The organism is Streptomyces sp. NPDC007346, assembly GCF_040703535.1.
GTDB lineage: Bacteria > Actinomycetota > Actinomycetes > Streptomycetales > Streptomycetaceae > Streptomyces.
This window is the reverse complement of sequence record NZ_JBEYKR010000070.1, coordinates 12204-36359: the sequence shown is the minus strand read 5'-3', so window position 1 is coordinate 36359 and position 24156 is coordinate 12204. Positions and strand designations below refer to the sequence as shown.

At 70.3% G+C, this 24156-nt stretch carries 23 protein-coding genes; 10 read left to right on the top strand and 13 right to left on the bottom strand.

What is annotated here, in order from left to right; all coding sequences use genetic code 11:
• From AB0917_RS19465 to AB0917_RS19455, 3 genes are all read right to left on the bottom strand, one after another.
• Positions 1–973 (bottom strand): galactokinase (locus tag AB0917_RS19465; RefSeq protein WP_366820832.1); only part of this gene is annotated, 973 nt, incomplete at its 3' end.
• On the bottom strand, positions 970–1464 hold the full coding sequence (locus tag AB0917_RS19460) for an NUDIX domain-containing protein (protein ID WP_366820831.1): 495 nt from the start codon (positions 1462–1464) through the stop codon (positions 970–972). The genes AB0917_RS19460 and AB0917_RS19465, both read right to left, overlap by 4 nt.
• 62 nt (positions 1465–1526) lie before the next feature.
• On the bottom strand, positions 1527–2600 hold the full coding sequence (locus AB0917_RS19455; protein WP_366820830.1) for an NAD-dependent epimerase/dehydratase family protein: 1074 nt from the start codon (positions 2598–2600) through the stop codon (positions 1527–1529).
• 237 nt (positions 2601–2837) lie between these two features.
• On the opposite strand from AB0917_RS19455, the gene AB0917_RS19450 reads away from it, so the two are divergent.
• Complete coding sequence (locus AB0917_RS19450; RefSeq protein ID WP_366820829.1) at positions 2838–4490, top strand: hypothetical protein; 1653 nt, start codon at positions 2838–2840, stop codon at positions 4488–4490.
• Positions 4491–5119: 629 nt separating this feature from the next.
• Here AB0917_RS19450 and AB0917_RS19445 read toward each other — a convergent pair.
• The gene (locus tag AB0917_RS19445) at positions 5120–5800 is read right to left on the bottom strand and encodes a hypothetical protein (protein ID WP_366820828.1); all 681 of its coding nucleotides are present in this window, start codon (positions 5798–5800) and stop codon (positions 5120–5122) included.
• Positions 5801–5905: 105 nt separating this feature from the next.
• Between AB0917_RS19445 and AB0917_RS19440 the strand changes: the two genes are divergently transcribed.
• Positions 5906–6208: a hypothetical protein gene (locus tag AB0917_RS19440; RefSeq protein WP_366820827.1), complete on the top strand. Its 303-nt coding sequence runs from the start codon at positions 5906–5908 to the stop codon at positions 6206–6208.
• A 56-nt stretch (positions 6209–6264) separates the two neighbouring features.
• On the opposite strand, the gene AB0917_RS19435 is transcribed toward AB0917_RS19440, so the two are convergent.
• From AB0917_RS19435 to ychF, 3 genes are all read right to left on the bottom strand, one after another.
• Entirely contained in the window at positions 6265–6681 is a 417-nt protein-coding gene (locus tag AB0917_RS19435; RefSeq protein WP_366820826.1) for a PIN domain nuclease, read from the bottom strand.
• Positions 6678–6929, bottom strand: a complete 252-nt coding sequence (locus tag AB0917_RS19430) for a type II toxin-antitoxin system VapB family antitoxin (protein WP_218524903.1) — start codon at positions 6927–6929, stop codon at positions 6678–6680. Before AB0917_RS19430 ends, AB0917_RS19435 begins: the two co-directional genes overlap by 4 nt.
• Positions 6930–7458: 529 nt before the next feature.
• The gene (gene ychF, locus AB0917_RS19425; protein ID WP_366820825.1) at positions 7459–8547 is read right to left on the bottom strand and encodes a redox-regulated ATPase YchF; all 1089 of its coding nucleotides are present in this window, start codon (positions 8545–8547) and stop codon (positions 7459–7461) included.
• A gap of 383 nt (positions 8548–8930) precedes the next feature.
• Here ychF and AB0917_RS19420 point away from each other — a divergent pair, with 383 nt between their 5' ends.
• A complete protein-coding gene (locus AB0917_RS19420) occupies positions 8931–9491 on the top strand; it encodes a DUF6542 domain-containing protein (RefSeq protein ID WP_366820833.1) in 561 nt (186 codons plus the stop codon).
• 145 nt (positions 9492–9636) lie between these two features.
• Here AB0917_RS19420 and ppgK read toward each other — a convergent pair whose 3' ends face one another.
• A complete protein-coding gene (gene ppgK / locus AB0917_RS19415) occupies positions 9637–10374 on the bottom strand; it encodes a polyphosphate--glucose phosphotransferase (protein WP_366820824.1) in 738 nt (245 codons plus the stop codon).
• 37 nt (positions 10375–10411) lie between these two features.
• The gene (locus AB0917_RS19410) at positions 10412–11401 is read right to left on the bottom strand and encodes a 4-hydroxy-3-methylbut-2-enyl diphosphate reductase (protein ID WP_366820823.1); all 990 of its coding nucleotides are present in this window, start codon (positions 11399–11401) and stop codon (positions 10412–10414) included.
• A gap of 169 nt (positions 11402–11570) precedes the next feature.
• Here AB0917_RS19410 and AB0917_RS19405 point away from each other — a divergent pair, with 169 nt between their 5' ends.
• The 4 genes from AB0917_RS19405 to AB0917_RS19390 all read left to right on the top strand — a co-directional run bounded on the left by AB0917_RS19405 (position 11571) and on the right by AB0917_RS19390 (position 15571).
• Positions 11571–12974, top strand: a complete 1404-nt coding sequence (locus AB0917_RS19405) for an APC family permease (protein WP_366820822.1) — start codon at positions 11571–11573, stop codon at positions 12972–12974.
• Between the two features lie 247 nt (positions 12975–13221).
• Positions 13222–14433 carry an exodeoxyribonuclease VII large subunit gene (gene xseA / locus AB0917_RS19400; protein WP_366820821.1) on the top strand — a complete coding sequence of 404 codons (1212 nt, stop codon included), beginning with the start codon at positions 13222–13224 and terminating at the stop codon, positions 14431–14433.
• Between the two features lie 172 nt (positions 14434–14605).
• Positions 14606–14863 (top strand): exodeoxyribonuclease VII small subunit, encoded by a 258-nt coding sequence (locus AB0917_RS19395; RefSeq protein WP_366820820.1) that lies wholly within the window; start codon positions 14606–14608, stop codon positions 14861–14863.
• A 117-nt stretch (positions 14864–14980) separates the two neighbouring features.
• The gene (locus AB0917_RS19390; protein ID WP_366820819.1) at positions 14981–15571 is read left to right on the top strand and encodes a malonic semialdehyde reductase; all 591 of its coding nucleotides are present in this window, start codon (positions 14981–14983) and stop codon (positions 15569–15571) included.
• A gap of 84 nt (positions 15572–15655) precedes the next feature.
• On the opposite strand, the gene AB0917_RS19385 is transcribed toward AB0917_RS19390, so the two are convergent.
• A complete protein-coding gene (locus tag AB0917_RS19385) occupies positions 15656–16231 on the bottom strand; it encodes a DUF4245 domain-containing protein (protein WP_366820818.1) in 576 nt (191 codons plus the stop codon).
• A 173-nt stretch (positions 16232–16404) separates the two neighbouring features.
• Between AB0917_RS19385 and glpX the strand changes: the two genes are divergently transcribed.
• Positions 16405–17439: a class II fructose-bisphosphatase gene (gene glpX, locus AB0917_RS19380; RefSeq protein WP_366820817.1), complete on the top strand. Its 1035-nt coding sequence runs from the start codon at positions 16405–16407 to the stop codon at positions 17437–17439.
• Positions 17440–17591: 152 nt separating this feature from the next.
• Here glpX and AB0917_RS19375 read toward each other — a convergent pair whose 3' ends face one another.
• The gene (locus tag AB0917_RS19375) at positions 17592–17963 is read right to left on the bottom strand and encodes a WhiB family transcriptional regulator (protein ID WP_366820816.1); all 372 of its coding nucleotides are present in this window, start codon (positions 17961–17963) and stop codon (positions 17592–17594) included.
• A 165-nt stretch (positions 17964–18128) separates the two neighbouring features.
• Entirely contained in the window at positions 18129–18824 is a 696-nt protein-coding gene (locus tag AB0917_RS19370) for a DUF1707 domain-containing protein (RefSeq protein WP_366820815.1), read from the bottom strand.
• A 182-nt stretch (positions 18825–19006) separates the two neighbouring features.
• Between AB0917_RS19370 and AB0917_RS19365 the strand changes: the two genes are divergently transcribed.
• A complete protein-coding gene (locus AB0917_RS19365) occupies positions 19007–20674 on the top strand; it encodes a fumarate hydratase (RefSeq protein WP_366820814.1) in 1668 nt (555 codons plus the stop codon).
• A 502-nt stretch (positions 20675–21176) separates the two neighbouring features.
• Complete coding sequence (locus tag AB0917_RS19360; RefSeq protein WP_366820813.1) at positions 21177–22481, top strand: M18 family aminopeptidase; 1305 nt, start codon at positions 21177–21179, stop codon at positions 22479–22481.
• A 51-nt stretch (positions 22482–22532) separates the two neighbouring features.
• On the opposite strand, the gene AB0917_RS19355 is transcribed toward AB0917_RS19360, so the two are convergent.
• Entirely contained in the window at positions 22533–24092 is a 1560-nt protein-coding gene (locus AB0917_RS19355; protein WP_366820812.1) for a ricin-type beta-trefoil lectin domain protein, read from the bottom strand.
• Positions 24093–24156 lie beyond the last annotated feature (64 nt).

Below are 24156 nucleotides of genomic sequence, written 5' to 3'. Positions count from 1 at the left end.
CCCGGCGGCCGGATGCCGGCGCCGGCATCCGGCGAACGGACGGGGCCGCCCCAGCAGGTATGACCCTGGCCCGCGGATGGGAGGCACCCAGCGCCCGTCTCAGACGCGCCACCGTCTCCTCCACCGTGTCGGCCGGGCAGACACCCACGAGCGCACCGCCGCCGCCGGCTCCGCTGAGCTTCAGCGGCAGCCCTGTGGTGCGCAGCGCGAGAGCCCGCAATTCCTCCAGGAACGGCGTCGACATCCGCTGTCGGTCCCGCATGGCCTGGTGGGCCCGGACCATCCCGGCCCCGAGCCCCGGCAGATCCCGTCCGCGCAGCGACTCCCAGACCTGCTCCGACGCCTCGTCGGCCACCGCCCGGTAGGCGGCGAGTTCAGGGTCACCGACCGCGAGCTGCGCCCGCACGTCGCGGATGTGGTTCCTGGTGTCCTTGCGGGTGCCGGAGTCCACGACGACGACGCGCCACTCATCCGGGAACTCCAGCGACTCGCGCACGACAGGAAGCCCCCGCTCGCGGCCTTCGAGAAGCAGCGCACCGCCCTCGATGACCGCGAGGTGGTCCATGCCGCCACCGTGGAAGACGGCGAACTCGAACTCGTACGCCCACTGGGCGATCGTGTCGTCGCCAACGCGCCGGCCCGTGAACGACGGGTCCGTGAACACCCGGAAGAGCGCCACGATCCGTGCCGTGGACGACGACAGGCCGCTCGCCGCGGGAGCCTCGCTGTGCACGGTGACGGCGGGCGGACGCGGGCCGAGGCCGGGCAGCCTCTCGCGCAGGAACGCCCACACCTCCCGTGACCAGTCGTCCGCCGCAGGCGTGTCCGGATCGGGGCCGGGCACGGCCTCCGCAGTCGTCGTCAGGGAGAGCGCGACGCTGACCGAGCGTCCACCGCCCAGCCAGTCCAGGTCCTCGCCCGACAGGCAGGCCCGGCAGGGCACCACCGCGCGTATCGGATGTGTGGGGATCACCGGGCCTGGAACCTTCCCTCCGTGCGGAACCTCTCGTACATGGACAGCACCACTGCCGTCGGCGGGTGCAGCGGCCGGAGCGGCGCATCGAGCGGCCTGAACACGGCCTGGCGCACCTCGTCGGCGCCGGGAGACAACTCTCCCGACCAGCGGTGGGCGACGAAGCAGAGTGCGAAACAGTGCGTGACGTCCCCATTGGGATAGGTCAGGGTGTGCACCTGCGGGTCGGAGAGTGATCCGAACGGCACCAGGTCCTCCCGCTCCACCCGCAGACCGGTCTCCTCGCCAACCTCCCGCACAGCGGCGTCCGCGAAGTCACCACCCTCCTCGCAGGCGCCGGCCGGCAGCTCCCATACCCCGGTGTCCACGCGCTGCTGGAACAGCCCGCGCCCCTCGGCGTCGATCAGCAGCACCTGCGCGCCGGGCACCAGAAGCGTCCTGGAGCCGACCTTCTGGCGCAGCGACCAGATGTATGAACCGGTGTAACTCATGTCGTGCGCGTCTCCTCCGTCGCCGTACCCGAGTGCCGCGGGCCTGTCGGGTGCGTGGCCCCTCACTCCTCGCCCGCCGCTCCGACCAGCCAGCGCGGAGTGGCGTCAGGTGTGGCGAGCAGCCATCGCACGTAGCGGTCCACACCCTCTCGGACACTGATACCCGACTGCCAGCGCAGCAGTTCCCGGGCGCGTTCGGTCGAGGCGTAGCCGCCCAGCGGGTCCCCCTCCGGGCGCGGGGTGACGATCCGCCGTGCACCGGGGAAGTACGGAGCGATCAGGTCGGCGACCTCACGGACCGATGTGGGTGTACCCGTACCGATGTTGACGGTCTGTGCGGCCATCTGTTCCTCGGTCAGGGCGAGCGCGGTGGCCTCGGCGACGTCGTCGACATGGACGAGGTCACGGACCTGGACGCCACCGCCGTTGAGCCTCATAGGCCGACCCAGACGTGCCTGGAGGGAGAGCCAGGGCACCATCCAGGAGTGGCTGCCCTGCTTGGGGATCTGGGGCTCGCCGTACACGGAGAAATAGCGCACCACCGCATACTCGGTGCCGCTGGAGGCGTTCAGCATCAGCCGGGTCTGGTGCTCCGCCCAGAGCTTGGAGTTGGCATACACGGACACCGGGAAGAGCGGCTGGTCCTCGTGGAAGACCTGCGGCGCGTCGTCGACCGGTGTTCCGTCGCCGTACACAGAGGCGGAAGAGACCAGGACGAGCCGACGGACGGGGTACCGGGCGGCCTGCTCCAGGACGACCTGGGTGCCCTCGACGTTGGCGCGGAAGGCGATGTCGGGCCGCCGGGTGCAGGCGGCGACATCCGCGTACGCGGCGGCGTGGACCACGAAGTCGGCCTCCCGAAGCAGAGCTCCGACAGTGTCGGCGTCCCGGACGTCGCCGACGACCAGGCGTGCGTCGCCGCCTGCCACGCCGAAGATCTCGTGGCCGGGCTCGGGGTAGGCGTCCATGCGGTCGAGAACGGTGACGGTGGCCCCGGCTCTCTGCAACACGGCGACCAGCCTGCTGCCGACCAGTCCGCCACCACCGGTCACGACGACGCGGGCGTCGCGGAGCTTGTCGAGCCGGGAACGGACGGACTCCTCGGCAGCGTCGACGGCGGCGGTCGCAGCGGACATGCTGGGTAACACGGGCATCTGAGCCTCATTCCGGTGTCAGGAAGGAAGACACGCGGTCCACGGGCCCCGGCGTGCCGGGCCTCAGCATTCAGCGCCCATCGCCCACCTGCCAGAGGGCCATTTCGGCACTCTGGCAGCATGCCCGCACCCTCCGTACTGTCTGGGACTGGCTGAGGGACACGGGCTTCGAACCCGTGCCCGGCATCGCCTGGACCTGATCCGGAAGACGGAGGACACATGGCACGACAACGACTCAGCGCAGTGGTCATGACCCACCCCAGACGCCGAGCGGCGGCCGAGAAGCTGGTGCTCAACGCGCCGCCCGGTCAGTTGCGGGTCGTCATGGACCCCGACCCCACCGGCACACCCTCGGTACTGCGCACCGCGCTCGCCGCGTGGTCGGCGATCGAGAACGGAGCCACACATCAACTGGTGGTTCAGGACGATATGACGTTGTCCGAATTCTTCTTCGACCGGGTCCGGTCCGCGATCGAGGAACTGCCCGACGCGGCTCTGGCGCTGTTCTCCCTGTGGGACTCCCGCAACGGGGCGGCCGTGCGCTGGGGAGCGATGGCGGGCTCCCGCTGGGTCGGCGCCGTCAACGAGTACTTCCCGTGCGTCGCCATCGTGCTACCGCGCGCGGTCGCGGAGGGATTCGTCGCATACGGCCGCCCCCGGCTCGGCGGCTGGCCCGACGACATCCTGATGCACCGCTACCTGCACGCTGCCGGCATCCCCCGCTACGTCGCCGTCCCCAACCTCGCCGAACATCAGGACCAGGGCTCCATCTCCGGAAACGCCTTCCGCGGCCCACGCCGTTCGGTCTGCTTCCTGCCGGAGGACCGACCCGGCTCCGAGGGCCGGACCGTCTCGCCTCCCTCCGTGCTGCCGTTCTTCAAGTACGGCGTCGCGCAGTGCGCGGTCCGCGTCCCAGGCCCCGGACCGGAACGCCGGCTGCACCTGGATACCGAGCAGTACCTCCGCGGCGCCGGACTGCCCGCGTCTCTCCTCCGTCCACCCGGCGCCGGACCGGCCGAGGCCGATGTACGGGGTACCTGGCTGACCGCCCTGGCCATGGGCTTCGAAGCGGCCCGCGCCGGGCTCCCCGCACCGTCCTCGGAGTCGGAGGCCTACGCCGAGTCGGTGGCCACGATCGGCACCGGCGGCATCAGCAACACCAGCACGGAGGAACACCTCGCTCAACGCCGCGAACCTCTGGCCGAGACGGCCCGCCTCGCACTCGCCGCCGGACGTGAAGCCGCCGCCGCACACCGCGCGGGTCCACGCCCGCAACGACAAGGCAGCCTCGCCTGGCGAGCGGCGGGAAATCCCCTCGGCGAGCACCTCGCCCGCAGACTGGCCGACCTGCGGGAGTGCTCCGACGCTGTCATCGACCTGACGCGCCTCCAGGACGCCGACCCCACGGTCACCATCAGCCCGCACGACGACCCCACCCCCTACACGCTGGCCGTGGGCGAGGTGTACGGACCAGGCTGCTCCCGGCACACGCCGATCGGTCGCATGGTGTGGGACGCGCTGCACAGCCACCCCGTCACCGTTGCCGGCTCCCCGGACGCCGAGGTCCATCCCCTCCACGTCAACGACCTCGCCGACGCCATCGCGGCGGTTCTGCGTACCAGACCGGCGAACCACGGCCTCGCGGCCGTACCCGAGAAGCCGTACACAGCGGCCCAACTGGCCGAGGCCGTCCACGGCACCGTACGGCCCGTACCTGTGCGGGTGGTGCCGGACGAAGAGCCCGGCTGGCACACCCCGGACGGCGGCGCCGAACGGCCCCCCGGCTGGGCACCCTCCACCGCTCTGCCCCGGGGGCTGCACACCTTTGCCCAGTGGCTCGCCTACGAAGGAGTCCTGCTCGAACCGAACTGACCGCAGGCCGGTGCCGACCTGCGGTCAGTTCCGCTCGCGCATCACGGTCACATACCAGGATGTGCACCTGGACACGGGCCGGCCGCGCTCCCCCAGGCGACGCGACAGCGCTGCCCGGGGGCCGTTCAGCCGCACCGCGTCCTTCGGTGAGAGGCACTCACTCACGGAGCACCGAGCGACCCGGCTTGGCCGACAGAGGCTCTGCACAGCCCAGTTCACCGAGGTGGGGGAATTCATAGACTGAAGCGGAAACTGAAGCGCAGAGCTCCCACCTGCGGAAACGCGCGTTCTACGCTGGGCATCCCAGCACCATCCCAGCACGGGCGTTCCATCCCAGCACCATGCAGGCCGGGCGTCCCTCATGCACTCCCACGCAGCTTGCGTGCCACCGCTCCGGCTCGCCCCCTTTGAGGGGTGGGACGCTTCGTCGAGGGGGTGACCGCATCGCGTGACGCACTTGCCTGCAACGGCACCACGCGCTGGGCAGCAGGTGCCTCGACGGACCCGCAAGAAGGAGTCCGCCTGGCCCTTGACGCTCAGGATCCACCGATCACGAATGTGCCGGTGGCCAAGCACGCCACGAGAGGTTCAGCTTCCCGCAGACAGGACGATGGCGTGTCATTGCGAGATCAATCGAGCTTCTCGAACGACGGTCTCGGCGCAATGATGGGCGTGCGCTGTTCGTTGATATTCAGCCAGGTAGGCGCTTCCACCGACATGAGCTTTCGATCGATGGTAATTAGGTTCTGTTGCGCCGCTTCGTTCAGGGAGTCAAGAATGTCGACCACCTTCACCTTCCCATACTTCTCAAGTTGCGCTTGAATCCTCTGCGCCTTGGCACTCGGCTTGTAGTAATAGGGTGCACGATCATGCCTACCGACCGTCAGAACCGCTTCGGCAACCGCCTCGTATGCATCGTTAAACAAGCCCATAAAGCCATCCGGGTCTGGTAGCGCGACCAGGTGTAGGCTCTGCCACCTCTGATAACCCGCCGGAAGGTCTATCGCCTGGGGGACAATCGCCACTCGAAGCCCGTTACCGTCTTCGAGTTGATGCCAATTACTTTTGATGGTGGCGGCGGCAAACCGCGCCTTCTCAACACTACTCAAGAACAGATCAGTCTTCCACACCTTCTTGATCCGTTCGCGAAGCTGAGCCTCGGCGGCGACGCCACGAGCAGCGATCGGCACCCAGGATCCAGATGCGAATGGGCGACCTGAGCCGTCAGGCAGCAACACCGCGTCACCACTCGCATTGTTGACAACAGCATCAGTGAACCCGAGGTGGCGCGCACGCTCGTGCCCGAACATCAGGGAAGTTGGCCTGACCAAGTCGGCGAATGACCTAGGACTCACCCTCCTGAGAGCTTCGCTGACCAGATCGACAACGCGTGGCTCACCGCCGACAATCGCCTCATGAACGGCCCACTCAAACCCGTCTCCTCGCGATCCCTTGTCGCGGTGCAGGCGAGCGAGCTTAGCGAGCTGCCGAAACGTGACGTCCACCCGATCGCAATTGAGATCTTCGAGATCCGCTTGCGACAACTCATCGAAGTGGGCCCTCAGGATCGATCGCGACACCGCTTAAAGAGCGCGACCGTACTCATCGACTGGTTCAGTCTGACTCAGAAAGGTGACATCAGCCACTCGGTATCTCCCTATTTCTTCGCACCAGAGGTTAGACTGGAAATCGACTACACATCGAAGTGGAAATTCTGATCTGCGGAAATGCAGACCATCGAGGCACCCGCTGGCACGGCATGCAGCGTTCCCGGTCAGTCGGCGGTGCCGGGCTCCACGACCCACTCGGCTTGCACCCCGCTCACCGAGGCGATCATGTCGAAGTCGCCGTCGTAGTGCAGGACCGTGGCCCCGTGTCGTTCTGCGGTTGCCGCGATGAGGACGTCGGCCAGCGACAGCGCCCGGTGAAAGCCAGCGTTCAGCGCCAGCGCCTGGATCGCGAGCGCCTGCTCGAACTCCTCGTCGTTGCAAGGCAAGTAGTCGAAACCACGGAGCAGGGTACGCAGGCGCAGCGCCTCGGGCTTTCCGTGCGCCGAGTACAGAACCTCATACTCGGTCGGGGCGCACACTGCCAGGAGTCCATCCCGGTCCAGTGCATCCAGCCGCGCCCGCACTGCCGGTTTGCCGCGGCGGGCCAGCGCGGACTTGTCGATGAGGTAGCGCCCTTTCACGCTGCCGAAGCCCCGTCTCCGCGCTTTAGCGAGCCGTCCGGATTCCGCGGCCCCGTCTGCGACCGGATCTCCGCGAACACGTCATCAAACTCACCATCGTCAATGGCATCGAACAGCTCCCGGCGCAGCCGCAGCCTCACCCCCTCCTCCATGGCCGCCCGCACTGCGGCAGCCTTCGTCCTCGACCCGTACACCCGCATCGCCTGCTCGACGATCTCCTCGTCCAGATCGATCACAGTCCTGGCCATCAGTTGTCCCCTCCACAGCTCGACGCTCCAACAATGATATCAATTGGACCTAAGAAATGGCATCAAAATGCTGGAGTGCGTCCCGGGTGCCTCGATCAGAGTCGGGAGCACGACCTGGACTGGTTGATCAGCTTTCCGATCGGCGAGCAACTCTGGACGAGACCCTGTACGAACTCCCTGATCTGGGACTCGGCGAACGAATCGACGCCATGTTGTCGGAGCGGCCACTCCGCAAGACATTGGAGGCCGGCAAGCACGAACCCGGGCACGGCAGACTGCGCCCCCGCGACGATCGGCTCGCGGTCTCGGGAGGGCTCATCAGAGGGGAACCTGGCACCGGCGACCCATCCGCGTCCCAGCACAAAACCCAGCACGGTACGAATGACCAGGGATGACGACAGGTGACGAGGGGTCAGCTATCTCAGCACCATCCCAGCACGGGAAAAAAACCAAGGGCCCGACTCAGAAGAGTCGGGCCCTCTCTGGCCTGGGCGTTTACCAGATCAGCGAAGTGGTGGTATGTCAGCCGCTACACATTGAACCTGAACTCCACCACGTCCCCGTCCTGCATCACGTAGTCCTTGCCCTCCATGCGCGCCTTGCCCTTGGCGCGGGCCTCGGCGACCGAGCCCGTTCCGACCAGGTCGTCGAAGGAGATGATCTCCGCCTTGATGAAGCCCTTCTGGAAGTCGGTGTGGATCACACCGGCCGCCTCCGGGGCCGTGGCGCCCTTCTTGATGGTCCAGGCGCGGGCTTCCTTCGGGCCTGCCGTGAGGTAGGTCTGGAGGCCCAGGGTGTCGAAGCCGACGCGGCCGAGGGTGGCGAGGCCGGGCTCTTCCTGGCCCATGGACTGGAGGAGTTCCAGGGCCTCGTCGTCGTCGAGCTCGATCAGCTCGGACTCGATCTTGGCGTTGAGGAAGATCGCCTCGGCGGGGGCGACCAGGGCGCGCTGTTCGTTCTTGAAGTCCTCGTCGACCAGCTCGTCCTCGTCGACGTTGAAGACGTAGAGGAACGGCTTGACGGTGAGGAGGTGCAGCTCGTGGAGGAGCTTGCCCTTCTCGGTCGCGGCCGTGATGCCCGCCGAGAAGAGGGTCTGGCCGGTCTCCAGGATCTTCTGCGCGTCCTCGACCGCGGCGAGCACCGCGACCTTGTCCTTCTGGAGGCGGGACTCCTTCGTCAGGCGCGGGACGGCCTTCTCGACGGACTGGAGGTCGGCGAGGATCAGCTCGGTGTTGATCGTCTCGATGTCGTCCTTGGGCGAGACCTTGCCGTCGACGTGGACGACGTTCTCGTCCTTGAAGGCGCGGATGACCTGGCAGATCGCGTCGGACTCGCGGATGTTCGCGAGGAACTTGTTGCCCAGGCCCTCGCCCTCCGAGGCGCCCCGGACGATTCCGGCGATGTCGACGAAGTCCACCGTGGCCGGCAGGAGCTTCTGGGAGTTGAAGATCTCCGCGAGCTTGTTCAGCCGCGGGTCCGGGACGCCGACCACGCCGACGTTCGGCTCGATCGTGGCGAACGGGTAGTTGGCCGCCAGCACGTCGTTCTTGGTCAGGGCGTTGAACAGGGTCGACTTGCCGACATTCGGCAGACCGACGATTCCGATCGTGAGCGACACTTTGGCGACTTCCTGGAGTGAGGAGGGGGTCAGGGGCGTCCGGGGCCGGCTCGGCTGTTCGGGCCGGGTCCCGGAGTGGACCGATTCTCCAGTTTACGGGCGAGGGCGCGCGGCCCCGCACGGGTCCGCCGAAGGCGGTACGCGCACCGCGTGTACACCGCCGGACAGGTCTGTTTCGGCCCCTGGGCATCGAACGCAACGCCAAGGTCGGCCAAAGCGCGTGTCCAACGCCTGATTCCTCCCGCCCGGCGACCTACGTTGTCCCCGTGGAGCAGCACAGGACACGACCCCCGCAGCGCAGGCCGGCCCCGCAGGCCGCGCCCGCCCCTCCCGTCGCGCCCGTGCAGGACGCCTTCGGGGAGAGTTCCACCGTCTACCAGGCCGTGGGGACGGCCGGCGGACGGGCGCGGACCGTACCGCCCGTGCTGCTCGCCCTGCGGAGATTCCCCAACCCCCGGCTCACCGGGATCGGGGCCGGGCTGTTCGCCGCCCTGACCATGTTCGTGCTCGCCTGTCTGGACCGGCTGCTGTTCGACAGCTCGGAGATCGTCTACGGGCTGCTGTTCCTGCCGGTCAGCGCGCTCACCGCGCTCTGGGTTCGGCCCGCCGACCTGGTCACCGCGCCGATCAGCGTGCCCATCGCGTTCGCCGTCGGGGTCTTCCCGATCTCCGGCGGGTCCGGCGGCTTCGGCGGGCAGACCATGGCCCTGGTCACCGCGCTCGCCGTGCACGCCGGCTGGCTGTACGGGGGCACGCTGGTCGCCGGCCTCATCGCCTCCGTACGCAAGGTTTCGCACATGCGGGCCCGGCAGCGGCACCTGCTGGCCCAGGGGCGTACGGGAGGGGCCCAGGCCAAGGGGCGGGCTCCGGCCCGGGTGCCCAGGAAGGTCGCCGGGGCGGGCGCCGCCGCCGGACGGGCCGAGCGGCCCCGGGCCGGCGGGTAGCCCCCCGCCGCATCCGGCAGGTAGCCTCCCGCCTCCCCTCCGCGCCCGAGCCGGGGAGGGGAGCCACCGCACCCGAGCCGGGGAAGCACCCGCCCCGCCCGAGCCGAGGAGGTGGCTCCCGCACCCGAGCCGGGGAGGGCGCCCCCTACCTCCCCGCCGCCGCCATCGCCGCGCCCACGATCCCCGCGTTGTTCTGGAGCTCCGCCGGGACCATCTCCGCCTGGACCTTCTCGATCAGCGGCAGGAACTTCTCCGACTTGCGGCTCACCCCGCCGCCGATGATGAACAGCTCGGGCGAGAACAGCATCTCCACGTGCAGCAGATACTTCTGGACCCGGTGCGCCCAGTGCTGCCAGCTGAGGTCCTCGTCCTCCTTGGCCTTCGTGGAGGCGCGCTTCTCCGCGTCGTGGCCGTGCAGCTCCAGGTGGCCCAGCTCGGTGTTGGGGACGAGGCAGCCGTCGACGAAGAGCGCGCTGCCGATGCCCGTGCCCAAGGTCAGCACGATGACCGTGCCCTTACGGCCCCGGCCCGCACCGAACGTCATCTCCGCGACCCCGGCCGCGTCCGCGTCGTTCAGGATCGTCACGGGCTGGCCGACCCGCTCGCCCAGCAGGGCGCGGGCGTCCGTACCGATCCAGCCCTTGTCGACATTGGCCGCCGTACGCGTGGTGCCGTCCGTGACGACACCCGGGTACGTGATCCCGATGGGGCCCGACCAGTCGAAGTGGCCGACGACCTCGGCCACGCAGTCGGCCACGCGGTCGGGCGTGGCCGGCTGCGGTGTCAGCACTTTGTGGCGCTCCCGCGCCAGGTCTCCGCGGTCCAGGTCCACGGGAGCGCCCTTGATCCCTGAACCACCGATGTCCACGCCAAAGATCTCCATGGAAACACCGTACGGGCAGGCCCGGCCCCGTGCCCCGCTACTCGGCGGAAAGGGCGGCGGCCTCGGCGCGCAGGTCCCGGCGGAGCTCCTTGGGGAGGGAGAAGGTGATCGACTCGTCGGCCGTCTTGACCGTCTCCACGTCCGCGTAACCGCGCTCCGCGAGCCACTCCAGGACCCCGTCGACCAGGACGTCGGGGACCGAGGCCCCGGAGGTCAGGCCGACCGTGTTCACGCCCTCCAGCCACGCCTCGTCGATCTCGCTCGCGAAGTCGACCAGGTGGGCGGCGGGGGCCCCCGCGTCGAGGGCGACCTCGACCATGCGGATGGAGTTCGAGGAGTTCTTGGAGCCGACCACGATGACCAGCTCGGCGTCCTCGGCCAGCTTCTTCACCGCGACCTGGCGGTTCTGCGTGGCGTAGCAGATGTCGTCGCTGGGCGGCGAGAGGAGGTTGGGGAACTTCGACTTGAGCGCCCCCACCGTCTCCATCGTCTCGTCGACGGAGAGGGTGGTCTGGGAGAGCCAGACGACCTTCGACTCGTCGCGGACCTCGACGTTCGCCACGTCCTCGGGGCCGTCGACCAGCGTGATGTGGTCGGGGGCCTCGCCGGAGGTGCCGATGACCTCTTCGTGGCCCTCGTGGCCGATCAGGAGGATGTCGTAGTCCTCCTTGGCGTACCGGACGGCTTCCTTGTGGACCTTGGTGACGAGCGGGCAGGTCGCGTCGATGGTGGCGAGCTTGCGCTCGGCCGCCTCCGCGTGGACGGTGGGCGCGACTCCGTGCGCGGAGAACATCACGATGGAGCCCTCGGGGACCTCCGCGGTGACGTCCACGAAGATCGCGCCCTTCTTCTCCAGGGTCTGCACGACGTATTTGTTGTGCACGATCTCGTGGCGGACGTAGATCGGGGCCCCGTACTGCTCCAGGGCCTTCTCGACGGCGATCACGGCACGGTCCACGCCCGCGCAGTAGCCACGGGGTGCGGCGAGCAGGACACGGCGGGCAGGGGTTGCAGTCATGCGTCCCATCGTAAGGCCGTACCGAACAGGCGGGGTGACGTCCGGGTCGGGAGACTGGTCGCGACGCGTGCACCGCCGGTGTCCGGACGGTGACGACGACGGTGACGATGCCGACAGCGGTGGCGATGACTGTGACTGTGACTGTGGCTGTGGCTGTGGCGATGACTGTGGAGGGTCCATGACGTCGGTCTCGGGGAGCGGTACGGGGTCGGGAGGCGGCGCCGCGTCCGGAAGCAGCGTCGAGGAGGGCAAGCTGCGGCGGACCCTCGGCTTCCGGGACCTGGTCGTCTACGGGCTGCTGTTCATCGCCCCGATGGCCCCCGTCGGCATCTTCGGCACCCTGGACGCCAAGTCCGGCGGCTCGGTCGCCCTCGTCTACATCGTGGCGACCGTCGTCATGGGGTTCACCGCGTTCAGTTACGCCCAGATGGTGCGGGTCGCGCCCTTCGCCGGGTCGGTCTTCACGTATGCCCGCAAAGGGCTGGGGGAAGGATTCGGGTTCATCGCGGGGTGGATGGCGATGCTCGACTACCTGCTGATCCCCGCCGTCGCCTATCTCTTCTCCGGGATCGCGATGAACGCCCTGGTCCCGGAGGTGTCGCGGTGGGTGTGGACCGCGCTCGCGGTGCTCGTGACCACGCTCCTGAACCTGTGGGGGGTACGGGCCGCCGCGCGGGTCGGGTTCGCCGTGCTGGCCATGGAGATCGTGGTGCTGCTCGTCTTCGTGGTGTCGGCCGTGGTCGTCCTCGTGCAGGACGGGGCCCAGCGCGGGTGGCTGACGCCGCTCACCGGGGACTCGGCGTTCTCCATGGCGGCGGTGCTGGGGGCGGTGTCGGTGGCCGTCCTGTCGTATCTGGGGTTCGACGCCATCGCCTCGTTCGCCGAGGAGGTGACGGGCGGGTCGCAGAAGGTGGCGCGGGCGGTCCTGTTCTGCCTGGTGCTCGCGGGGGTGCTGTTCATCGTCCAGACGTATCTGGCGGCGCTGCTGGAGCCGATGAGCTCGGCGGAGCTGGCGGCGGATCCGGCGGCCCAGGGGTCGGCGTTCTACGACGCGGTCGACGCCTCCGTCGGGAGCTGGCTGCACGACCTGGTGGCGGTCAGCAAGGCGATCGGGGCGGCGTTCGCGGCGCTGGCGGGGCAGGCCGCCGCCGGGCGCCTGGTCTTCGCGATGGCCCGCGAGCGGCGGCTGCCGCCCTTCCTCGCGAAGGTCGACCCGAAGTCGGGCGTACCGCGGCTCGCGCTCCTGGGCGCGGCGCTCGTGACGCTCGTGGCGGCGGTGTGGGCGGCCCGGCGCGACGACGGCCTCGACCACCTGGTATCGGTGGTGGACGTCGGGGCGCTGACCGCGTTCGTGCTGCTGCACGCGTCGGTGGTCGGCTGGTTCGGCGTACGCCGCATGGGCGGGCCGCCCATCTGGTGGAAGCACGTACTGCTTCCGGCCATCGGTGCGGGGGCGCTGATCGCCGTCATCGTGGAGGCGACGACGAGCGCCCAGGTGGTGGGCTTGTGCTGGCTGGCGGTGGGGCTCGTGGTCCTCGCGGTGCAGGGGGCCGGCAGGCGCGGGGAGGCGGACCCGCGCTGAGGGTGAGGCCGGTGTGGAAGCGAGGTATGGCCGGTGCCTGGGGAGGGGGAGGCCGTGCCTGGGGAGGGGGAAAGCCGGCGCCTGAGGAGGGGTAAGGCCGGCGCCCGGAGAGGGGTAAGGCCGTGTTGCGGGGCGGGGGGGGCCGGTGCAGAGGGGGCGAAACGGCGCTCAAGGGGATGGCTGATGCTGAGCGGTCGCTCCTCGCGAGGCGTCGTCGCTGTCGGTGCGTCCCGATACGCTCGGGCGCATGGCTCTCAACACGTCCGCCGAAGCACCGCTGCCCGTCGGTGAGGTGTCGCGCCTCATCGGCGGATGGATCGACCGCCTCGGTGCCATCTGGGTGGAGGGGCAGATCACCCAGTTGTCGCGGCGCCCGGGTGCCGGGGTCGTCTTCCTGACCCTGCGCGACCCCTCGCACGACATCTCGGTGAGCGTGACCTGTTTCCGGCAGGTCTTCGACCGGATCGCCGACGTGGTGAGCGAGGGCGCGCGCGTCGTCGTCCTCGCCAAGCCCGAGTGGTACGCGCCCCGGGGGCAGCTGTCGCTGCGGGCCACGGACATACGGCCGGTCGGGATCGGCGAGCTGCTGGTGCGGCTGGAGCAGCTGAAGAAGTCGCTGGCCGCCGAAGGGCTCTTCGCGCTGGACCGGAAGAAGCCGCTCCCCTTCCTTCCGCAGCTCATCGGGCTGGTCTGCGGGCGCGCCTCCGCCGCCGAGCGCGATGTCCTGGAGAACGCGCGCCGCCGCTGGCCCGCCGTGCGCTTCGAGGTCCGTAACACCGCCGTGCAGGGGGTGAACGCGGTCAGCCAGGTGGTCCAGGCGGTCGAGGAGCTGGACGCGCTGGCCGAGGTGGACGTGATCGTGGTGGCCCGGGGCGGCGGCAGCGTGGAGGACCTGCTGCCGTTCTCCGACGAGCAGCTGATCCGGGCTGTGGCCGCCTGCCGTACGCCGGTGGTCTCCGCGATCGGCCACGAGCCCGACTCGCCGCTGCTGGACCTGGTGGCCGACCTGCGTGCCTCCACGCCCACGGACGCGGCCAAGAAGGTCGTGCCGGACGTGGGCGAGGAGCTGGAGAAGGTGCAGCAGCTCCGGGACCGGGCCCTGCGGACCGTACGGGGGATGCTGGACCGCGAGGAGCGGGGGCTCGCGCACGCGCTGGGCCGCCCCGCGATGGAGCGCCCGCAGCGGCTGGTGGACGAGCGGGCGGCGGAGGTCGACGCGCTCGTCGGGCGCAGCCGCCGGGTGCTGGGCCATCTGCTGGACCGGGCCGATTCGGAGCTGGCGCACACCCGGGCCCGGGTCGTCTCGCTGTCGCCCGCCGCCACGCTGGAGCGGGGGTACGCGGTGCTCCAGCGGCCGGACGGCCATGTGGTGCGCTCCCCCGAGGAGGCCGGGGCGGCCGGTGATCCGCTGCGGGCGCGGGTGTCCGAGGGCGAGTTCACGGTGCGGGTGGACGGGTGAGGCCCGAGGGCCAGGAGCCGTTCGGCCGGGTGAGGCCCGGACCCGAAGGGTGAGGAGCCGTTCGGACGGATGCGACCGGACGGCGAAGGCCCGCTCGGACCAGTGGGACCGGGACGACCAGGAGCCCGCTCGGACGAGTGGGGCAGAGGGCGACAGACCTAGGGTGGATCATATGACGGACGACGGTACGGCGGCGGCTGCCGCGACGAGCACGCTCGGGTACGAGCAGGCGCGGGACGAACTCATCGAGGTCGTACGCCGGCTGGAGGCGGGCGGCACGACGCTGGAGGAGTCGCTGGCCCTGTGGGAGCGGGGCGAGGAGCTGGCGAAGATCTGCCGCCACTGGCTGGAGGGTGCTCGGGCCCGCCTGGACGCGGCGCTGGCCGGTCCGCAGGACGGACCCGGCGGGGGCCAGGGTGCCGACGACTGACCGTCCGCAGCGTGTGTGGGGTGGGTCACCCTAACCCCATTTAGTTGAAAGTTAACCTATCTCTCCGTTACGATCACTACGTCATTCGTCACATCCGCCCGGAAGGCTTGCCCTCAGATGTCCCTCGCTCTCGATCCCGCCGCCCAGGACCTCCTCTTCCGCGAGGCCCGCACCGCCAACACCTTCACCGACGAGCCGGTGACCGACGAGCAGGTCCAGGCGATATACGACCTGGTCAAGTTCGGCCCGACCGCCTTCAACCAGTCCCCGCTGCGCGTCGTCCTGGTCCGCTCCCCCGAGGGCCGCGAGCGTCTGGTGCGGCACATGGCCGAGGGCAACCGTCCGAAGACCGCCACCGCCCCGCTGGTCGCGATCCTGGCCGCCGACAACGAGTTCCACGAGGAGCTCCCGGCGCTGATGCCGCACTTCCCGCAGGCCAAGGACGTCATCTTCTCGGAGCGCCTGGTCCGCGAGTCGGCCGCCGGCCTCAACGCCGCACTCCAGGCCGCCTACTTCATCATCGGCATCCGCGCCGCCGGCCTGGCCGCCGGACCGATGACCGGCTACGACGCCGCCGGCCTCCAGAAGGAGTTCCTGGACCAGGACCACACCCCGCTGATGGTCGTCAACATCGGCAAGCCGGGCGAGGACGCCTGGTTCCCGCGCGCCCCCCGCCTCTCCTACGACGAGGTCATCACCACCGTCTGATCGGCGTACGTGAAGGGGCCCCGGAACACCTGGTGTTCCGGGGCCCCTTCACGTACATACGCGCGGAAGAGCGGCGGGCCGCCGTCAGGAGGCCGGGGCCGACGCGGCGGCGGAGGGTGCGGGCCCCCCGACCGGCTCCACCTTCAGCGCCTCGGCCATCTCCACCAGCCGCTCCTTGGGCGCCGAGCCCGTCACCACGGTGGTGTGCCCCTTGTCCAGCAGGACGAGGGCGTCGTACTTCTCGCCCTCCCAGAACTGCCATGCGCGGCCCGCCACCGTCTCGGTGGTCCCGGTGTTCCGGGCCTTCTGGCTGACCTGGGGGACGTACGTGCGCGGGGCGGTGGTGGACTGCTCGACCGCGACGTACTTGCCGTCCGGGTCCAGGAAGCCGAGGTGCCAGGCCCTGCCCGCGGCACCGTCGTACGAGACGGAGGTCGGCCTCCACTCCTCCGGCAGCCCCTCCGGCGCGGCGACCGGGTAGGGGGCGGTGGCGCGCACCGTCGCCAGTTCCACGGAGAAGTCGACCGCCTTGATCGGGTCAAGGCTCTCGTCGTGCGGAACGAAGATGTAGATGACGCCCGCACAGGCCGCGGTCACCATGGTCGACAGGAACATGTTCCGGACCGTCTGTTTGCCTCGCTTGCTTGCCACGGCATCCATGGTGGCACGCGGCCCCGCGCACCCGGCCGCAGGGTGGCCGCTGACGGTGGGTGGCGGCATGGACACGGACCGGGGGCGCTCATGCGTGACCCGCACTGCTCATTTTATCGACCTACCGATAGAGTCACAGCACCCTCATATCCGGTCGTCGCCGTACAGAAAGGTGCGCTCCGATGTCCGAGCATCATCATCTTCCGTCCCAATTGGAGGTCTCCCCGGAGGCCCCCGACCGCAACCTGGCCCTGGAGCTGGTCCGGGTCACCGAGGCCGCAGCGATGGCCGCCGGGCGCTGGGTGGGCCGCGGCGACAAGATCGGCGCCGACGGCGCCGCCGTGAAGGCCATGCGCACCCTCGTCTCGACCGTCTCGATGAACGGCGTCGTCGTCATCGGGGAGGGCGAGAAGGACGAAGCCCCCATGCTGTTCAACGGCGAGCGGGTCGGCGACGGCACCGGCGCCGAGGTCGACATCGCGGTCGACCCGATCGACGGCACCACGCTCAACGCCAAGGGCATGCCGAACGCCATCGCCGTGCTGGCGGCCGCCGACCGCGGGGCGATGTTCGACCCGTCCGCGGTCTTCTACATGGACAAGCTGGTCACGGGGCCCGAGGCGGCGGACTTCGTCGACATCAACGCGCCCGTGGCGGTGAACATCCGGCGCGTCGCGCGGGCGAAGAACTCCACGCCCGAGGACGTCACGGTCGTCATCCTGGACCGCCCGCGCCACGAATCCATCGTCAAGGAGATCCGGGAGACCGGCGCGCGGATCAAGTTCATCTCCGACGGTGACGTGGCGGGCTCGATCATGGCCGCCCGTGAGGGCACCGGCGTCGATCTGCTGATGGGCATCGGCGGCACCCCCGAGGGCATCATCTCGGCCTGCGCCATAAAGTGCCTCGGCGGTGTCATCCAGGGCAAGCTCTGGCCCAAGGACGAGGCGGAGCGGCGGAAGGCGCTGGACGCGGGCCACGATCTGGACCGGGTGCTGTCCACCGACGACCTGGTCAGCGGCGACAACGTGTTCTTCGTGGCGACGGGGATCACCGACGGTGAGCTGATGCGCGGTGTGCGGTACCGCGCGGAGACGGCGAGCACCGAGTCGATCGTGATGCGTTCCAAGTCCGGCACGATCCGGACGATCTCCTCGACCCACCGGCTGTCGAAGCTGCGCGCCTACAGCGCCATCGACTTCGACCGCGCGAAGTAGCGGAGAAGCCGGGGAGCCGGGAAACAGGAAAACCGGGGAGCCGAGAAGCGGAAAGGCCGAGGAAGCACCGGAAGCAGCGGAAGCCAGCGGAGTACGCAGAAGGAGGGGGCGCGGGGGCCACGGTCCCCGCGCCCCCTCCTCCGTTCGCGTCCTCAGCCCGCCGCGGCTATGCGCTCGGCCGGCGCGGCGGCGGCCAGCTCGGTGTCGCGGCGGCGACGGCGGGCCAGCGCGACCCGGCGTTCGGCGGCGGTGAGGCCGCCCCACACCCCGTACGGCTCGGGCTGCATCAGCGCGTGCTCCTGGCACGCCACCATCACCGGGCAGCGGGCACAGACCCGCTTGGCGGCCTCCTCACGGGCCAGTCGGGCGGCGGTCGGCTCCTTCGACGGGGCGAAGAACAGCCCGGCCTCGTCCCGGCGGCACACTGCCTCCGAGTGCCAGGGGCCCGCCTCGTCCTCCCGGGCGGGGATCCGCTGGGCGGGGACGGCGGCTACCTGCGGAGGCTGATGCGGCGGTTGCAGCACGGTCTACTCCTGACGACGGCTACGGCTTCGCGAGCGAGAGACGATGCAGCAGTCCATACCCGCTGCGTGTACGCCTATGCACTGAGCGGCACCGGCGCACGGCGCGCGCCAAGGGCTCCAGGAGGCGTTCTGGCCGATTCCCGCAGGGCGTCCGAGCTGCCGTTCTCAGTGCCCGAGGTGCTTGCGCAGCCGCCTCTGGAGATCCGCGACGAACTTGCCCCGCTTGGGTTTGGCCTCCACGCTGCCGAGGACGGCATAGCCGTTCACGACGACGACCGGCGCCTGAGGGTCCATCGATTCCAGCGTGCGTACGTCGAAGCTGCCGAGGACGCCCGTCCCGCTGCCGCGCAGCGTGACGTTCTCCGGGACCCGGATCTCGACGCTCCCGAAGATGGACGTGGCGTTGATGACCGTGAGCCGTTGGCCGAAAAGCGCCTCCGTCAGATCGATCTCCACGCTGCCGAAGAGCGAGAAGGCGTTCGTCCGGGGGCCGACGCGCCAACGCCCCTTGCGGGTGGCACTGCTGAAGACCGCGACGAGGTTGTCGGCCGGGCCGTCGGGGGACTCGGGGCCGTACGCGTACGGCTGCGGCTCGGGGCGCGGGGCGGCGGTGCCGGAGGAGGCGGCGGGCAGATCGCGGACCAGGGGCTGGAGTTCACCGACGGTCTTGGCCCGGTAGACGAGGTCGACCCGCTCCGCGTGCTCGTCCGCCGTCAGGCGCCCCTCGGCCATCGCCTCGCGCAGGATGTCCGCGATCCGGTCGCGGTCGGCGTCGGAGGCGCGCAGGGAGTCGCCGGGCGAGACCTGGGCGGGCGGGGCGGCCGGCCGGGCGGGCTGCTGGGGCTGCTTCTCGAGGTCCACCGCCCCAGGGTACCCAAACGCGATAGATCGCGACTACCCCTCGGGGTGGCGCGGCGGGCCGCGCAGCGGGGGCCTCCAGGTGAGCCTTACCTCACAGGACCGGCGCCGAGGCGGCGCTCTACCCTGGATGACGCGCTGCCCGAGGGAGGCCAGCCGCTGTCGCCGAGTGAGGAATGGCCGTAATGCCAGAGTTTGCGTACTCCGATCTGCTCCCCCTGGGAGAGGACACCACGCCGTACCGTCTGGTGACCGCCGAGGGTGTCTCCACCTTCGAGGCCGACGGCCGTACGTTCCTCAAGGTCGAACCGGAGGCGCTGCGCACGCTCGCCGCCGAGGCGATGCACGACATCTCGCACTACCTGCGCCCGGCCCACCTGGCGCAGCTGCGGCGGATCATCGACGACCCGGCGGCGTCCTCCAACGACAAGTTCGTGGCGCTGGACCTCCTGAAGAACGCCAACATCGCCGCCGCGGGCGTCCTGCCGATGTGCCAGGACACCGGTACGGCGATCGTCATGGGCAAGCGCGGGCAGAACGTGCTGACCGAGGGCGGTGACGAAGAGGCCCTGTCGCACGGCATCTTCGACGCGTACACCAAGCTCAACCTGCGCTACTCGCAGATGGCCCCGCTGACCATGTGGGACGAGAAGAACACCGGCTCCAACCTCCCGGCCCAGATCGAGCTGTACGCCACCGACGGCGGCGCGTACAAGTTCCTCTTCATGGCCAAGGGCGGCGGCTCGGCCAACAAGTCGTTCCTCTACCAGGAGACGAAGGCCGTCCTGAACGAGGCCTCCATGATGAAGTTCCTGGAGGAGAAGATCCGCTCGCTGGGGACCGCGGCCTGCCCGCCGTACCACCTGGCGATCGTGGTCGGCGGCACGTCGGCGGAGTTCGCGCTGAAGACCGCCAAGTACGCCTCCGCCCACTACCTGGACGAGCTGCCCGCCGAGGGCTCCCCCACCGGGCACGGCTTCCGGGACAAGGAGCTGGAGGAGAAGGTCTTCGAGCTGACGCAGAAGATCGGGATCGGCGCCCAGTTCGGCGGCAAGTACTTCTGCCACGACGTGCGCGTGGTGCGTCTGCCCCGGCACGGCGCCTCGCTCCCCGTCGCCATCGCCGTCTCCTGCTCGGCCGACCGCCAGGCCACCGCGAAGATCACCGCCGAGGGCGTCTTCCTGGAGCAGCTGGAGAAGGACCCGGCGCGCTTCCTGCCCGACACCACCGACGAGCACCTCGACGAGGCCGGCGACGTCGTGAAAATCGACCTCAACCGGCCGATGGACGAAGTGCTGGCCGAGCTGACCAAGTACCCGGTCAAGACCCGGCTCTCGCTGACCGGCCCGCTGGTCGTGGCGCGCGACATCGCGCACGCCAAGATCAAGGAGCGGCTGGACGCGGGCGAGGAGATGCCGCAGTACCTGAAGGACCACCCGGTGTACTACGCGGGCCCGGCGAAGACGCCCGAGGGGTACGCCTCCGGCTCCTTCGGCCCGACGACGGCCGGCCGCATGGACTCCTACGTGGAGCAGTTCCAGGCGGCGGGCGGCTCGAAGGTGATGCTCGCCAAGGGCAACCGCAGCAAACAGGTCACCGACGCCTGCGACGCGCACGGCGGCTTCTACCTCGGCTCGATCGGCGGCCCGGCGGCCCGGCTGGCGCAGGACTGCATCAAGAAGGTCGAGGTCGTCGAGTACGAGGAGCTGGGCATGGAGGCGGTCTGGCGGATCGAGGTCGAGGACTTCCCCGCCTTCATCGTGGTCGACGACAAGGGCAACGACTTCTTCACCGAGCCCGCCCCGGCGCCGACGTTCACCAGCATCCCGGTCCGGGGCCCCGGCCTGGGCTGACCGGGCTGACCGGCCGCGAGCAGCGGTCGGGGAAGGAGGGGGCGTCCGAACGGGCGCCCCCTCCTCCGTGTCCGGGCGCGGGCCCAGCCCCGTACGTCGATATCAAGCCAATCTCGCGACAGCGCACACCCCCTGCGCGACGGGCCCGGAACAGCCACGACGGGCCCCGTCACTCACCTGCCGCCCCGGCGCGAGGCCGTGCCGGCGCCACGGGCAGGCCGCTGCCAGCTCGCCCGAACGGGCCCCGGGCGAACAGGCGTCAGGCGACGCCCCGGACTCCGGCACCGGGAACCCCCGCCTCCGCACCGGGCGGATGCCCCGCACCGCACCGCCGCTTTCCCGCAGCCCGTCGTCCTTCGGGCTTGCGCCGGGCGGGGGCGCCGCGAAGTGTTATCGAACGTTCCTGAAATTCCTCACCGGCCTGATCCGCCGGGCACCCCTCGGCGCCCGCGGACCCTTCGCCCGCGCAGCCACTGCCGAACTCCGGAAAGGCGGACGCCGAATGACTCCGGCCCTCCACCGCAGCCACACCGACGACCTGCTCGCCTTCATCGCCGCCAGCCCCTCCCCGTACCACGTGGTCGCGAGCGCCGCCCAGCGGCTGGAGAAGGCCGGTTTCCGCGAGCTGCTCGGCACGGACGACTGGACCGGGGCGACCGGTGGCTGCTTCGTCAGCCGGGCCGGCGCGCTGATCGCCTGGTACGTGCCCGAGGGCGCGCCCGCGCACACCCCGTTCCGGATCGTCGGCACCCACACCGACTCGCCGAACCTGCGGATCAAGCCCGCGCCCGACACCGGCTCCTCGGGGTGGCGGCAGATCGGCGTGGAGATCTACGGCGGGGTCCCGCTGAACACCTGGCTCGACCGGGACCTGGGCATCTCCGGCCGGCTCGCCCTGCGCGGCGGCCCCGACGGCACCCCGCGCAGCCGGCTGGTCCAGATCGACGAACCCCTGCTGCGCGTGCCGCAGTTGGCCATCCACCTGGACCGTTCGGTCAACGACGGGGTGGCGCTGGACCGGCAGCGCCACATCGCCCCGATCTGGGCGCTCGGCGATCCGCGCGAGGGTGAGCTGCTGCGGCTGGTGGCGGCGGCGGCCGGGGAGGACCCGGCCGACGTGCTGGGCTGGGACCTGATGCTGCACGACGTCCAGCAGCCCGGATACCTGGGCCCCGAGCGGGAGTTCGTCGTGGCGTCCCGGCTGGACAACCAGGTCTCCGTGCACGCCGGGGTGAGCGCCCTGGTGGAGGCCGCGACCGGGGTCACCGAGCCCTCCTTCGTCCCGGTGCTGGCCGCCTTCGACCACGAGGAGGTCGGCAGCGGCTCGGAGACGGGCGCCCAGAGCCCGCTGCTGGAGCGGGTGCTCTCGCGCTCGGTCTCGGCCCGGGGCGGCAGCGACGAGGACTGGTCGCGGGCGCTGTCGGGCGCGTTCTGCGTCTCCGCCGACATGGCGCACGCGGTGCACCCCAACTACGCCGAGCGCCACGACCCCGACCACCGCCCGCTGCCCAACGGCGGCCCCACCGTCAAGGTGAACGTCAACCAGCGGTACGCCACCGACTCCACCGGCATCGCGATGTTCACGGCCGCCTGCGAGCGGGCGGGCGCCCCCTGGCAGCCGTTCGTCTCCAACAACGCCATGCCCTGCGGCACGTCGATCGGCCCGCTCACCGCGGCCCGGCTCGGCGTCACCACGGTGGACGTGGGGGTGCCGGGCCTCTCGATGCACTCGGCGCGCGAGCTGTGCGGGGTGGACGACCCGGCGTACCTGGCGGCGATCCTGCGCGCGGTGATGACGGGGAGATGACGGCGCGCGGTGGGTGGCGGGCACGGCCCACCACCCACCGCCGGACATCCCCTACACGAAGCGCTGGTTCGCGCCGCCGTCGCACGTCTGGAGCCGGAGCGGGTCCTTGGCCCCCGCCAGCGTCAGACAGAGCCCGGTCGCGGCGGCCGGGCGGAGGGTGCCCGCCTGGCGGACGAACTTCTGGTTGGCCGCGCCCGCGCAGTCCCACAGGATGAGGGTGGCGCCCGGGGTGTACTTGGCGCCCGAGACGTCCAGGCACCGGTCGTGGCTGAGCGCGGTGCGCAGGGTCTGTGTGGCGGAGTCGTACCACCAGTCCTGGTTGCGGCCGCCGTGGCAGTCCCAGCCGCCGAGCGCGGTGCCGTTACGGGTCACCGAGGCGGGGACGTCCACACAGGTGCCGGTGGCCTCGTTCCTCACCGGGGCGAACAGGTCGTCCCAGGCCGCCCCTTGGAGCACCGGCTCGCCCGTGCTCGCCGGGTCGGCGCAGCTCGCCTCGCGCAGCCCGGATGCGTACATCTGGGTGAGGCAGGAGGCGAAGGCGCGGTGGCCGGCCGCGTTGGGGTGGAAGGACTGGCGTACGGAGTTCTCGTCGGGCAGTCCGGGCTTGCCCAGGTCGATGTAGAGGCCGCGCGCCCAGGGGCTCTCGGTGCAGACCTCGTGGCCGTGGAAGAGGCGGGAGTTGTCGAGGTAGGCAGCTCCGGTGGCGGCGGCCGCCTCGCGCATGCCGGCCTGGAAGGCGGGCACGGCGGTGTTGCGGCCCCAGACGGTGTCGGAGTCGTAGCCGAGGCCGCCGCAGATCAGCTTGCCGGGGAACTTGGGGTTGTCGCGGAAGTCCGGGCCGATCGGGCTCGGGTAGCCCATCAGGACGAGCCGGTAGTCGCCGTCCGCGTACCCGGCGTCGCTCATCACGGTGCGCAGGTCGCGGACGGTCGCCTCGACCTTGGGGACCAGCGCGTCGACGCGGGCCTGCCAGCCGGCCGCGTACTTCGGCTCGCACGGGCCCTGGAGGGTGAGGTAGCGGACCACGCAGTCGGTCATGACCGGGCCGAACTGGAGGTCGTCGTTGGCTCCGGCGACCAGGACGATCATCTTGATCCGGGTGTTGCGGGCCTTGATCGCGAGGCTGTCGCTCTGGACCAGCTCGTCGGCGTACTGCTTGTTTCCGCCGATTTTGATGTTCCCGGTATAGGCACCGGAGCAGGAGACGTTGTACGTGACGTCCGCCGCGATGCCCGTGCGGTGGATGGCGGCCTCCGGCGAGCGGTGGCACCAGTTGTCCGGCCCGTTGGTGCCGGGGTCGTAGGTGCCGACGCCCTCGCCGGAGATCTCGCTGTCGCCCAGCGAGATGAGCCCGGTCTTGCGTTCGGCGAGCGGCCGTTCGGCCGGGCTGCCGTACAGCTGGGTGGCCTCGGCCGCCCGGATCGTTTCCAGCGCGGGCGGGAGAGGAGTGGATGCGACAGTGCTGGTGCCGGTACCCGGTTCCACCGCGCCGGCCGGTCCGGCGACCGCCAGAGTGGTGGCGGCCACCGCGAACGCGGCGGTGACAGCGGCCGTACAGCGGAGCCGGCGAAGGCCACGGAGCCCTCGAAGTCTGATCCTGGTGCGCCTCATTGCGCCTCCCGGGTGAGTGGTTACCCCGGGTATTTACTGGCCGGTAGGCGACTTGGGAATACGT